Source organism: Corynebacterium sp. 401_CJEI (assembly GCF_001076435.1).
Classification (GTDB): Bacteria; Actinomycetota; Actinomycetes; order Mycobacteriales; family Mycobacteriaceae; genus Corynebacterium; species Corynebacterium jeikeium_D.
Genome location: NZ_JVIP01000001.1, coordinates 183,468 through 195,919 on the forward strand (window position 1 = coordinate 183,468; position 12,452 = coordinate 195,919).

Annotated in this window: 13 protein-coding genes and 1 tRNA gene; 9 read left to right on the plus strand and 5 right to left on the minus strand. The window is 59.6% G+C overall.

Features of this window, described 5'->3' with window-relative positions:
- Positions 1-73: 73 nt before the first annotated feature.
- Positions 74-697 carry a DUF3145 family protein gene (locus ADM64_RS00810; protein WP_049170151.1) on the plus strand — a complete coding sequence of 208 codons (624 nt, stop codon included), beginning with the start codon at positions 74-76 and terminating at the stop codon, positions 695-697.
- On the opposite strand, the gene ADM64_RS10710 is transcribed toward ADM64_RS00810, so the two are convergent.
- Positions 673-1,038 (minus strand): acyl carrier protein, encoded by a 366-nt coding sequence (locus ADM64_RS10710; protein WP_049170153.1) that lies wholly within the window; start codon positions 1,036-1,038, stop codon positions 673-675. The genes ADM64_RS00810 and ADM64_RS10710 overlap by 25 nt on opposite strands.
- Positions 1,038-3,794: a pyruvate dehydrogenase (acetyl-transferring), homodimeric type gene (gene aceE / locus ADM64_RS00820; RefSeq protein ID WP_049170155.1), complete on the minus strand. Its 2,757-nt coding sequence runs from the start codon at positions 3,792-3,794 to the stop codon at positions 1,038-1,040. Before aceE ends, ADM64_RS10710 begins: the two co-directional genes overlap by 1 nt.
- Before the next feature lie 276 nt (positions 3,795-4,070).
- On the opposite strand from aceE, the gene ADM64_RS00825 reads away from it, so the two are divergent.
- From ADM64_RS00825 to ADM64_RS00840, 4 genes are all read left to right on the plus strand, one after another.
- The gene (locus ADM64_RS00825; protein WP_005511050.1) at positions 4,071-4,481 is read left to right on the plus strand and encodes a DUF3052 domain-containing protein; all 411 of its coding nucleotides are present in this window, start codon (positions 4,071-4,073) and stop codon (positions 4,479-4,481) included.
- A gap of 123 nt (positions 4,482-4,604) precedes the next feature.
- Positions 4,605-4,676, plus strand: a tRNA-Val gene (locus ADM64_RS00830).
- Positions 4,677-4,747: 71 nt separating this feature from the next.
- Complete coding sequence (locus ADM64_RS00835) at positions 4,748-5,353, plus strand: hypothetical protein (RefSeq protein WP_126108112.1); 606 nt, start codon at positions 4,748-4,750, stop codon at positions 5,351-5,353.
- Positions 5,319-6,314, plus strand: coding sequence for a cobalamin biosynthesis protein (locus ADM64_RS00840; RefSeq protein WP_370449428.1), 996 nt, complete (start codon positions 5,319-5,321; stop codon positions 6,312-6,314). The genes ADM64_RS00835 and ADM64_RS00840 overlap by 35 nt, the downstream gene beginning before the upstream one ends.
- On the opposite strand, the gene ADM64_RS00845 is transcribed toward ADM64_RS00840, so the two are convergent.
- Positions 6,311-7,297, minus strand: a complete 987-nt coding sequence (locus tag ADM64_RS00845; protein ID WP_049189600.1) for an SURF1 family protein — start codon at positions 7,295-7,297, stop codon at positions 6,311-6,313. The two genes, ADM64_RS00840 and ADM64_RS00845, sit on opposite strands and share 4 nt — an antisense overlap.
- Positions 7,298-7,433: 136 nt before the next feature.
- On the opposite strand from ADM64_RS00845, the gene ADM64_RS00850 reads away from it, so the two are divergent.
- Positions 7,434-8,015, plus strand: coding sequence for a GtrA family protein (locus tag ADM64_RS00850; protein ID WP_042388795.1), 582 nt, complete (start codon positions 7,434-7,436; stop codon positions 8,013-8,015).
- Here ADM64_RS00850 and ADM64_RS00855 read toward each other — a convergent pair.
- Both ADM64_RS00855 and ADM64_RS00860 read right to left on the minus strand, forming a co-directional pair.
- Positions 8,012-8,515 (minus strand): low molecular weight protein-tyrosine-phosphatase, encoded by a 504-nt coding sequence (locus ADM64_RS00855; RefSeq protein WP_395893318.1) that lies wholly within the window; start codon positions 8,513-8,515, stop codon positions 8,012-8,014. The two genes, ADM64_RS00850 and ADM64_RS00855, sit on opposite strands and share 4 nt — an antisense overlap.
- Before the next feature lie 68 nt (positions 8,516-8,583).
- Entirely contained in the window at positions 8,584-9,264 is a 681-nt protein-coding gene (locus ADM64_RS00860) for an HAD hydrolase-like protein (RefSeq protein ID WP_049192884.1), read from the minus strand.
- 35 nt (positions 9,265-9,299) lie between these two features.
- Here ADM64_RS00860 and cobC point away from each other — a divergent pair, with 35 nt between their 5' ends.
- From cobC to ADM64_RS00875, 3 genes are all read left to right on the plus strand, one after another.
- On the plus strand, positions 9,300-10,433 hold the full coding sequence (gene cobC, locus ADM64_RS00865; protein ID WP_049192885.1) for an Rv2231c family pyridoxal phosphate-dependent protein CobC: 1,134 nt from the start codon (positions 9,300-9,302) through the stop codon (positions 10,431-10,433).
- Between the two features lie 69 nt (positions 10,434-10,502).
- Positions 10,503-11,690, plus strand: a complete 1,188-nt coding sequence (locus tag ADM64_RS00870) for a Nif3-like dinuclear metal center hexameric protein (RefSeq protein ID WP_049192886.1) — start codon at positions 10,503-10,505, stop codon at positions 11,688-11,690.
- Between the two features lie 5 nt (positions 11,691-11,695).
- On the plus strand, positions 11,696-12,439 hold the full coding sequence (locus ADM64_RS00875; RefSeq protein WP_016423071.1) for a zinc ribbon domain-containing protein: 744 nt from the start codon (positions 11,696-11,698) through the stop codon (positions 12,437-12,439).
- The last annotated feature ends 13 nt before the right edge of the window (positions 12,440-12,452 follow it).

Below are 12,452 nucleotides of genomic sequence, written 5' to 3' on the forward strand. Positions count from 1 at the left end.
TGGATGAGTTCGTAGGGGAAGACGAATCTCGTCTTACACCAATTGACCGCAACTTTTCCGAGGACCTTCGTCTATGCGCACCCAACTTTCAGGCGTTCTGTGGATTCACAGCATGCCAGGGCCGCTGCAACCACACATCACGTGGGCGCTGGCCCGACTCAGCATGCCCGATGGCACTAAGCCAGGCCGGGATATTTGGCGTGCGACCGACCAGGATGCCACTTTGTGCGCCGAGGTGCCTTTCACTGCAAGTGCTGACACCATCGCCACACTGGTGGACAACCTGGCTAGGTGGCCGCGCCTCTATTTCGAGCTGGCGCAAGACCCAGCCGTGGATGATGACGGCTACGCCATCGACGGTATGCGCTACTGCCATACCCCGCAGCTGGGGACTTTCGCCGGACAGACCGATGCCGCCGGAAACATCGTGGTCAACGAAGACGCACTGCGTTCCATCATGGCGCGCGGCGGCGATATCAAAGGTGCCCTCGACGCGGCCATCGGTGGGCCGTGGGACCGCGTGTTAGAGCCGATGCGCATGATGACGGCAGGCTACGCCCCCGAAGACTGCTTTACGACGTCCACCCCTGCCGGGACCGACAGTGCCAGCGGCAACTCGACCGCTGGCAACGCAGACCTTGGTGGGGTAGAGGCAGCTAACGTGCTGCAGCTCTACCCGCGCCGGGCGGCGATGTAGTCAACTACATCGCCGAGGGTCTTAAACGAGGAAATGTCCTCGTCCTCAACGCGGGCTCCCAGCTCTTCTTCGCAACGGACGGCCAACTCTACGACGCTTAGGCGGTCAAAACCGTAGTCGGTCAGCGGGGTGGAGAGCTCTAAGGACTCCACCTCGTCGTTAGCCATCTTTTTGACGATTGCCGCGACCTCGCCGTGAAGACCTGCGGGCAGGTCAGCGTCGGCGGAACTCTTCTTCGGGCCCCCGTTCGCTGCATTAGGTGAGGCATCGCCAGCGTCACCGGCGCCGGTGACCTGTGTGCCCAGTAGGGCGCTGAGCTGATCTCCAAGGCTTGAGGTCATTATTCAGCGTCCTGGATGGTTGCAGTTGGGTCGGTAATCTGCAGCTCTTCAGCGGCTTCCTGGGCGACATCCATGTCGAGCTTGCCAGCGCGTGCCAGCGCGGACAGGGCCGCAACAGCGACTGACTCGCCGTCGGAGTTGAAGTAGCGGCGAGCGGCCGGACGGGTATCCGAGAAGCCGTAGCCGTCGGTGCCGAGGACGGTGTAGTCACCCGGAACCCACTTGCGAATCTGCTCCGGGACCGCACGCTGGAAGTCGGTCACTGCGATGAACGGCCCATCGGTGTCGGACAGCTGGCGGGTAACGAAGGCGTCGTCGACCTCTTCAGTCGGGTTGTGTAGACGCTCAGTGTCACGCTCGTGCCCATCGCGGGCCAGCTCATTCCACGATGTCACCGAGTAAATCGAGGAAGCCACGCCGTAGTCTTCCAGGATGTCCGCGGCGCGCAGCGCCTCCTGCATGCCAATGCCGGAAGCCAGCAGGTTGACATGCTTGTCGCCCTCAGCCTTGCGGAAGCGGTAGATACCGCCAAGCAGCCCCTCGACATCGAGGTCTTCCGGGACGGCCGGCTGCGAAGTCGGCTCATTGTAGATAGTCAGGTAGTAGATGATATCTTCGCCGCGCTCTGGCCCGTACATGCGGTCGATACCGTCGCAGACGATGTAGGCAATCTCGTAGGCAAACGCCGGGTCGTAGGAGACCACAGACGGGTTCGTAGCCGCCAGCAGCTGGGAGTGACCGTCCATGTGCTGCAGGCCTTCACCGGTCAGCGTCGTGCGACCAGCTGTAGCGCCGAGCAGGAAGCCACGGGACATCTGGTCACCAGCGGCCCAAATGGAGTCAGCCGTGCGCTGGAAACCGAACATCGAGTAGAAGATGTAGAGCGGAATCATGGCCACGCCATGGGTGGCGTACGCTGAGCCGACAGCGGTAAACGAGCCCACAGAGCCCGCCTCGGAGATGCCCTCGTGCAGAATCTGGCCGTCCTTCGCTTCCTTGTAGGACAGCATCAGCTCATGGTCGACCGGAGTGTAATTCTGGCCGTGCGGGTTGTAAATCTTCAGCGTCGGGAACCAGGAGTCCATGCCGAAAGTACGGGCCTCATCAGGGATGATGGGCACGAAGCGGTCCTTGAGTTCTTTATCGCGCATCAGGTCCCTGAAAACACGCACCGTCGCCATAGTGGTGGCAACCTTCTGCTTACCTGATCCCTTGAGCAGGTTCTTCAGGCTCTCAGGCTTTGGCACTGTCAGAGGCTCGTAGCTAGTGCGGCGCTCCGGCACGAAACCGCCGAGCTCCTTACGCCGCTCCAGCATGTACTGCACTTCCTCGGACTCCGGGCCCGGGTTGTAGTACGGCGGCAGGTAGGGATCCTTCTCCAGCTCCTCGTCGGAGATTGGAATGCGCTGGTTATCGCGGAAAAGCTTCAGGTCGTCGAGTGCTAGCTTCTTCATCTGGTGGGTCGCGTTGCGGCCCTCGAAGTTGTGGCCAAGGCCATAGCCCTTAACCGTGTGCGCCAGGATGACAGTCGGCTGATCCTTGGTCTCCAAGGCCTTCTTGTAGGCAGCGTAAATCTTGCGGTAGTCGTGGCCACCGCGACGGAGGTTCCAAATCTCCTCGTCGGTCATGTCCTCGACCAGCTTGGCAGTGCGCGGGTCACGGCCGAAGAAGTGCTCTCGCACCCAAGCGCCGTTGTTAGCCTTCAGCGTCTGGTAATCGCCATCGCAGAACTTATTCATCAGGTCGACTAGTGCGCCGTCCTTGTCCTTGGCGAAGAGCTCGTCCCATTCGCGGCCCCAAACGACCTTGATGACATTCCAACCAGCGCCGCGGAAGAACGACTCCAACTCTTGGATGATGCTGGTGTTACCGCGCACCGGACCGTCGAGACGTTGCAGGTTGCAGTTAATGACGAATGTCAGGTTGTCCAGGTTGTTCAGCGCCGCATGCTGAATGGCACCACGGGATTCCGGCTCGTCCATTTCGCCGTCACCGAGGAAGGCCCAAACGTGCTGCTGGGAAGTGTCCTTGATGCCGCGGTCGTGGAGATAGCGGTTAAAACGGGCCTGGTAGATAGCGTTAATTGGTCCCAGCCCCATAGACACCGTCGGGAACTCCCAGAACTCCGGCATGCCATGCGGGTGCGGGTAGGAGGGAAGGCCATTGCCCTCACCGAGGGAGACTTCCTGACGGAAACCGTCGAGGTCCTCTTCGGTCAGGCGCCCCTCTAGGAATGCACGGGCGTACATGCCCGGCGAAGCGTGGCCCTGGAAGAAGACGTGGTCACCGCCGCCTGGGTGGTCCTTGCCGCGGAAGAAGTGGTTAAAGCCGACCTCGTAAAGCGGTGCGGCACCCGCATAGGTGGAGATATGTCCGCCCACGCCGATACCTGGACGCTGTGCGCGATGGACCATAATTGCCGCATTCCAGCGGATCCACTTGCGGTAGCGGCGCTCAATGTCCTCATCGCCTGGGAATTCTGGCTCCATCTCAGTCGGGATGGTGTTGACGAGGTCTGTCGAGGTCAGCGGCGGTAGGGCCACGCGCTTTGCCGTGGCACGTTCCAGCAGCCGCAGCATGAGGAAGCGTGCGCGTTCCGGACCTGCCTCTTCCAGCAGGCCGTCGAGAGACTCAAGCCACTCCTTGGTCTCTTCAGGATCTGCATCCGTGAGATAGGAGGCGACCCCATCACGGATAAGGGCAAAATTTGACTCATCAGAGTGGGCTTGTGGCGTACCTGACGATGTATCGGACATTGTGAGCTCCTTTCAGTCCCTGAAGGAAAGGCAAAGGTTATTTTTCTCCACTCTACTTCTGAATCGTTTGTTGTGCCCCCAGCCGTTTCTTACACACGCTTTCACTGAATAATCCGCTTGGCTTTACGACGAACATTGCGAAGAACACTGCGAAAACTGCACCTTTTTGGGGAAATTCTTATTTTGCAGCTGTGAAAAATGTATTTGAGCGGTAAAATTCCTGCACATAGTTCGAAAAATCGAGCTGAATAGTTTTTCTAGAGGAGGAAAAGGGAAGTGGTCAACGCCACAGGCGCTGCTCATGAATATGCGAGCAGGCTCGGCATCAAGGAAGGTCAGCTAGTCCAGGAGGTTGGCTGGGATACAGACTGTGACTCAGCAATCAGTGAGTCGGTCGAGAATTTCCTGGATGCAGACCTGCTCGACGAAGACACGGATGAAGTTGTCGACGTCGTATTGCTGTGGTGGCGTGAAGAAGACGGCGACTTGGTCGATGGTCTTGTGGATGCTTCCCGCCCTTTGGAGGATGAAGGTCGCGTTTGGCTACTCACGCCGGGCGCTGGTCAGCCGGGTGCCATTGATCCTGGCGTGATTGACGAGTCCGCACAGCTGGCAGGTTTCTCCAACACCTCGGCGCTCCGGCTGGGGGATTGGCAGGGCAATTGCCTGGTGCAGCGCTCTAGTTAGCCGGCTTTAGCTGTCTCGTTTGAATCGGCTACTAGCTGAGCTGTTGAAACAATCTACATAAACGCTGTTTGTAGTGCGCAATTGGCAATCTATGTTTGCCGTGTGTTAGAGTTTCGCAGCAGCGCGGCGATAGCTCAGCGGTAGAGCTCTGGTTTTACACACCAGCGGTCGGGGGTTCGAAACCCTCTCGCCGCACAGACATAATCCGCCCGGATTCTTGTAATGGAGAATCCGGGCGGATTTTGTTTGTGCTAAACTTCCGGTCTGTGCGTTTTACAAAATCGCTTGCCACCATTGTTTTTGTCGGATCTCTGCTCGCGGGCGCTCCCGCCTACGCAATCGGCGGGGATGGTAAACCGATAATCGATTCGGCCACCTGTAAAGCAATGGTCAAGGCTGCAGATGCGGGAGAGCCGGTGGATAATCCGTCGATTCTCCATCTCTCGGATCAGATGCCTTCCTACATTGCCGACGGCACTTTGGATTACGTTGTTGCCCCGGATTTTCCGTACCGCGCACAGCTAGATGCTGCTACTCAAGAGTGGAATGAAAAGCTCGGTGGCAAGGTAGTGCTTCGGGAAGTGACCAAGGACAAGGCTGATTCGGATACTGTGAACGTTCGCTATGTGCCAAGGCCGGACTCGCGAGTCTTAGCTTCTGCATCGGAAATTAGTAAGGAGATGACGGTTTTCGTTACTTCCACTCTCTATCCCGATGCAATTCGCAGCACTCTTGCCCACGAGTTTGGGCACTTGCTCGGTATCCGGCACACTTGTGATTACACCTTGATGGCTGCATCGCAGCACCGCCATCCGGCAGCGCATGTCACTCCGCTCGATGTCGCAGCCGTTCTGCAGGGACAGTTTGATTAGATTGCGTACACATGCCAGAAGTCGACACCTCTGGCGGCGTGGTGCGGCTATCGCAGTGGGGTATGCACTTGACCGCATTTTCGCAGACCCCACCAATCACCATCCGGTGGCCCTCTACGGGCAGGCCGTCAGCAAACTTGAGCGCCGAATCTACGCCGACTCCAAAGCGCGCGGAGTGGCGTTCACCGCAATCGCCGTGGCCACACCGGTAGCGCTTACCGCCGCAGTCAGCACAGTCGCACCGAGTCTCACGCTGGCTGCCGCCACGTGGGCTTCGCTCGGCGGCACCACTCTCCGCCGTACTGGCGAGCGCATGACTGACCGACTCACCTCCGGCGACATCGATGCCGCCCGCGAACTTGTGCCGTGGTTGTGTTCGCGTGATCCGGAAGCTCTCGACGCTGATGGCATCGCCCGAGCGACCGTCGAATCGCTCGCTGAAAATACCTCCGACGCAGTCACCGGCACTCTCATGTGGGGTGCCATTGCAGGCGCTCCTGGTGTGGTCGCTCATCGAGCGGCTAATACCCTCGACGCGATGGTGGGGTACCGCAACGCTCGCTATCGACAGTTCGGGTGGGCCAGTGCACGGCTTGACGACGTCGCCGGGTTCTTCCCCGCGAGACTTACAGCTGTCGCAACTGTGGTTGCAGGTCCGGACCGTCGTCAAGCATTGGTAGCGTGGCGACGAGACGCCGGCAACCACCCAAGTCCAAACGCGGGCGTCGTGGAGGCAAGCGCTGCAGGCGCGCTGGGGCTGCAGCTGGGCGGCGCGACGGTGTATCCCAGCGGAGTGGAGATGCGCCCGGTGCTTGGCAGTGGTCGGAGGCCTGCGGTGGCCGATGTGCGGCGTGCCGCAGGGCTGAGCAAGCGAGTGCAAAACATTGTTGCGCTCAGCTGCGCCGGAGCAGCAGTAATTGCCGGATGTATCCGACGCGTGAAAGCGCGAGCTGAGAGTTAGAAACGCTCGTCGTATCGGTTATCGCGATAACCTGCGGCGCGGTGGCCAGTGTTGCCGTAGCGTTGCGCCATGCGCTGACGGTGCAGCTCGGCGGCGCGATCCTCGTCGGACTTAGCCGGCGGAGGCGTCGGAGTGGCGTCGTCGTCCGATTCGGGTGTTGCGGCCTCGGTGGCATCAGCGTCATCTACTGGTTCCGCGGCTTCGGCGTCGCGGAGGTTCTTGGCCATCTCCTCCTGCTCCGCGCGGTCTCGTCTGCGCTCGACGATTTCAGCGCGAATGAACCAGACGACGGCAAGCGGCACGAGAGCGCCGAAGAAAATCCATTGAATGCCGTAGGAGAGGTAGGGGCCGGACTCCAGAGTGGGCAGCGGAATGGCCTCGATGACGGCATCGGATTTGTCCGAGAGCTGAAGCCAATCGGGGTTGAGTTCGGTGTCGACTAGCTCGGACACTTCCTTGGTATTGATTCCGTAGACCTGCGGCGGGGTGCCGGCGATTGGAGCGGTCTCGGCGGGAATCTCGTTTCGGCGGGTAAAGGCCGAGATAGTCAAGGTGCCCTTCGGGGCTGGCTCAACATTGGGGGTGCTGGAGTCTGTAGGGCGTACAAAGCCACGGTTGACCAGGTAGTTTTCGCCATTGTTAGCGACGAAGACATCGAGTACCTGGACGGCGGGGGCTCCATTGACCGGGCGGTTACGCAATAGCACGCGGGTATCCGGTAGGAAGGACCCGGTGGCGGTAACGCGACGCCATTCGTTGCCCTCGACGAATCCTTTGCCCTTGGGCATTAGCTCATTGACATCTACGGGGTCGAGCTCGAATGAGTGCTCAAGCTGCTGATTGCGATGCTGCGTCGCGGTGTTCTTACCCAACTGCCACGGAGCCAGAACAGTAAATGCGAGATAGGAAAACGCAATGGCGACAATGGCAGTGAGAACCCATCCAGGGGTCAGAAACTGGCGCACATTCTTAAACACATTCATTGAGCTTACCCGGTGGTGTGGATGGCACTAGAGCGGCAGGTGATTGGCGGTGCGGAGATTGAGTGAACTTCGGGTAAAGTTATTTGAGCGTATTTGACGGGGAATCTACCCGGGGATAGATGGAAAGAGAGGTGTCGTGGTGGGCACGCAAACAGCGAAATCTTCGCCTTCACGCCGCTTCAGCACAGTCTCGCGCCAGTTCATCAAGTTCGGCCTGGTCGGCGGCACAGGTGTGGTTGTCAACCTGATTGTCGTGATTATTGCCCGCAAGTTGGGCCTCAGTCTGGGCACCAATGAGCACGACGTGTTTATGAACTTGTTCGGAACGCGGTGGAATATCCGTTACTCCCACGTCTATGCAACTCTGGCGTTTGTCGTGGCTAACATCTGGAACTTCCAGCTCAACCGGTCCTGGACCTTCCGAACTGACAATCGCCCGAACTGGTTTAGACAGTTCTTCCCGTTTTTATTTGCAGGTATCTCAGCACTGATTGTGAACCTGGTTGTCATCACGCTGCTGACTAACCCCACCTCGCCACTGGCACTGCCGGTGGATATTTTCGACGACTCCACCGGCTTTAGAAACCGCCTCTACTGGGCAAACCTCATCGGCGTCATCTTGGGTACGCCCGCTAACTTCATCTTGAATAAGATTTGGGCGTTTCGAAACCGGGGCAATGCCAGCAAAACAAAAGAAAAGGTTGTTTTGAAACCTTAACGCTCAGAGGCCAGCGCCAGAGTCTCACGCAACCATGCGATGATTCCCGGCGTCGCGGCCTCAATTTCGTTTCGAGTGCGGACGAATCCCTCCGGACCTCCGTAGTAAGGATCAGCCACGACGGCCCCCTTCGGGGATGCCGGGTCGAAGGAACGCATCAGGCGAATCTTCTCTTTTGGCACGCCAGCGTGGAGTAGACCATTGATGTGCGATTCATCCATGGCGATGAAAAGCGTTGCATCCATGTGCTCATCGCCCAGCTGTGCCGCGGTGTGGTTCGGATCGTAGCCAGCATGTTCCAGCTCGGCTTGTGCCCGCTCGTCGGCGGGTTCGCCGACATGCCAGCCGCCGATTCCGCAGGAGGCGAGCAGGACATCGTCGGCAAGCGCATTGGCTTCAACTGCGTCACGGACGATGATTTCAGCCATGGGGGAGCGGCAGATATTTCCGGAGCAGACAAACACGACGTACACGGACTCAGTACGATGCGACGAGTTCATAAGCATAATAGGCAAAACCAAACTTCTCGGAAAATAAAAATAGGATTGTCACTAATCGTTGACGAGTCTTAAAGATACAACATTTCCCGCACAACACGATTCAGGTCCCCAGGCGACGACGCCACCGCCGCTGCCGATGCCCACTCAGATTCCGAGCCGTAGCCCCATTTAACAGCGATGGCGGGGATGCCGAACTGTGCGGCGCCCTCAAAATCATGGATGCGATCGCCAACCATTACGACCGAACCGTGCGGACGCACTGCTTCATCGGTTTCAATGCCCAACTCCTTGAGCGTGTACTCAATGACCTCAGTCTTTGTCTGTCGTGAGCCGTCGTCGCTGGCGGCGCCGATGAAGTCAAAGGCGTCGAGAAGCCCGAAATTGTCCAAGGTTTTACGGGCGAAGTAGTCGCCCTTGGAAGTCGCAGTGGCTAGTTGGACACCAGCTGCCCGCCAATCGCGCAGGAGCTCCGGCCAGCCGGGGAACATCTCGGCACGCTGCCAAGCACCGGCGTGTTGATGCTCCATGTACACAGCGAAGGCTCGGTCGACTTGTTCGTCGGAAAGCCCGAGGGATGCGAGTGTCTCCACCATTGGCGGGCCTGGGATCGTGTTGATAAAGCTCTCGGGCGGAAGTGGGTGGTCAATTGCCTCCAACGCAAGGCGGAATCCATGTGCGATTGCGGGGAGAGAATCGGCGATGGTGCCGTCGACATCAATAAGGACAGTGGGACGATGGCCAGTGGACATATTGTTCATCCTAAAAGGTCATTAGGCTGGATGGCATGTTAGACGACCCGCTGCGCTATCACGGCGATCAGGCCGCCCATGGCGCTGACCTGGACTTTGCCGTCAATGTTCACGGCACCACACCGCAGTGGCTGCAGGACTCGCTTGCCACGTCCCTTGGAGAACTTGCCGCGTATCCGTCTGCGCAGCTCGATGCCGACGTCCGCGCCGCCATCGCCGCCAATCACAATCGCAGCGCCGACGAGGTTCTGCTTCTTCACGGCGTCGCCGAGGGCTTTTCGCTCTTGCCGCACCTGGGCTTGCCCGCCACCATCGTCCAGCCGCAGTTCACCGAACCTGAAGCCGCGTTCCGCGCCGCGGGAGTCGGGGTGGATTCGCTGGTACTACCGTCGCCGTACACGCTCACGCCTACGCTTGCCGACGTCCACGAGAACGCCTCCTCCCCGCATTCCCAGCAGCTTGACGGTCGGATGGTCATCATCGGCAATCCGACTAACCCCACCGGTGTTGCTCATTCAGCGGATGACCTGCGGGGGCTCGCCAGCCGTTGTGGGATCTTGGTTGTGGATGAGGCATTTATGGACATCGCCGATGGTGAGATTATTCGGCGGTGCTCGCTAGCTGATTGCAGGCCGGGGGAAGCGAACAGTATCCCCGATAGTGTCATCGTTTTCCGCAGCATGACTAAGACCTGGGCAATCGCAGGCCTGCGCTGTGGTTACGCGCTGGGAACCCCTGAGCTCCTGGCGCAGTTGGGGCGACTGCGTCCGCACTGGCCACTGGGCACGCTGCAACTTACCGCTATGGCGGCAATCGCGCGTCGCGAGGCAGAGCTGTTGCCACAAATCCGCGCTGAGATTGGTCAGCAGCGCGAGGCTATGACACAGCTGTTAGTAGCCGCCGGCTGGCAGGTGTTGGATTCCAAGGCTCCCTTTGTGCTGGCACGCCCGGGGGTTGCCCTGAGCACGCATGATGGTCCGGGCGCTGCGGAGGTTGACGTCGTCAAGCACGAGCGCCTGAGACAGCGGCTCGCTGCGCGCGGAGTAGCCGTGCGGCGTTGCGACACCTTCGCCGGTTTGGACGGTTCGTGGTGGCGGCTGGCTGTGCGGGACGAGACGAGTGTGCGGCGGCTTATTGCGGAAGTAGCGGATTTGCTGTCGCAGAACTGATGGGGCGGGGCAGAGTTCACTACGCTGGAAGAGAAGCTGGAGAGAAATGCATGTTGAAGGGATGGATGTATGACGGACTCTGCGCAGACCCGTGCCGAGGGCAATAACACGGTGGTGACCGTTGCCGACGTGCGTGCGGCGATGGACGCGGCCTACCCGCCGGCACTGGCGGAGAGCTGGGATAAAGTTGGCCTGATCTGCGGTGACCCGCAGGATGAGGTGCGTCGCATCGCGTTGGCGCTGGACTGCACTGACGAGGTTGCAGATCGCGCGATTGCCTCCGGTGCTCAGATGCTCGTTGTGCACCATCCGCTGCTTCTGCGTGGTGTGAATTCCGTGGCGGCGGATACACCGAAGGGTCGGATTATTCATAAGCTGATTCGGGCAGGTGTGGCTCTCTTTGCAGCGCACACCAACGCTGACAGCGCCCGACCGGGTGTCAACGACCAGTTGGCCACGGTTCTCGGAGTTGAACCGGGTGCGCCGCTAGCTCCGCAGCCGGCTCCCGGCTTGGATACCTGGACAGTGAAGGTTCCGGCAGATCACGTCGATAAGGTCGCGCAAGCCATGTTTGAGGCGGGCGCGGGCACTATCGGCGACTACGACAGCTGTGCGTTTCGCATTAACGGCCGCGGCCAGTTCCGCCCGCTGAGCGGGGCGAATCCCTTCATCGGTGCCGAGGGGCAGATTGAGTATGTCGAGGAAGTACGCCTGGAGATGGTCGCGCCACGGTCCGTGCGCGCGGCGATTGTCAAGGCTCTCGTTGCAGCGCATCCGTATGAGGAGCCTGCCTTCGACATCGTGGACAATCAGGCCACCGGCTTGGATCCGCAGCAGGCTGTGGGCATTGGGCGAGTGGGCACGCTGGATACGCCGATGCCATTTAAGGAATTCGTCGCCCGTGTGGCTGAGCGCCTGCCCGCAACGGCATGGGGCGTGCGAGGCGCAGGCGATCCGGAGCGGATGATTCGCACGGTTGCCGTCGCATCTGGTTCAGGTGACTCTTTCCTGGACACTGTGGCAAAGATGGGCGTCGATGCGTTCGTTACCTCTGACCTGCGGCATCATCCTGTCGATGAGACACTGCGAACCGCGGACTTCTGCGTGGTGGACACGGCTCACTGGGCCAGCGAGTTCCCCTGGTGCTACCAGGCCGCAGAGATCCTGGCCGAGAGGCTCGGGGTCGCGACCGAGGTCCTTGAGGTGCGCACCGATCCCTGGACAGTGGCAGAATCGTCGACACAGGCAAGGAAGTGAAGACCATGAGGCTTAGTCCACAAATCCAAGTGGCGATGTTGGAAAAGGCGGAAAACCAAACTCTGTTGGATGGGCTCACCGCCCGCCAGAACGTTCTGCCCGAGCGTGCCGAGTTGCAGGAGCTGCGCAAAAAGCACAGCCGTCAGGCCAGTGAGGCAGCGCGCTCCAAGCTCAGCGCCTCCGATATCGGCCGCGATATTGCCAAGCTGGAATCGGACATCAACAAGCTGAAAGCCCGCGAAAAGGCTGATCGTCTGTCGCTCGGTGCCGCAGAAGACGCATCCACGCGCCGTGACCTCGAGCATGACCTGCGCTCCACCAAGCGCCGCCGCGAACGCGCTGAACAGGAACTCCAGCAGTACGAGCGCATGCAGGAGGCCTATCAGGTCGACGCTGAGCACGAATACGACGCCGACGAGGCGCACGATGACATCGTCGCCGCCAAGCAAAGGCTTAACGACGCCGAGGTTGACCTCATTGCGCGCATTTCCATCGCAGAGACCCGAATCGAAGAGGCTGACAAACTCATTGATGGTTCGGCAGCCAAGCTTTACCGTCGTCTAGCGCTTGCTAATGGGATCCCCGTTGCCCGCTTAAACGGACGCACCTGCGGTTCCTGCTTCATGGAGCTCGATGTAGGAACCGTGCATGAATTCACCACGCTCGCGCCGGAAGAAGTGACGTTTTGTCCTGAATGTGGCGCGATGATTGTGCGTGCGGAAACGCTGGGAGCGGTGAAAGGCGCGTAAATGAGCCAGGCTG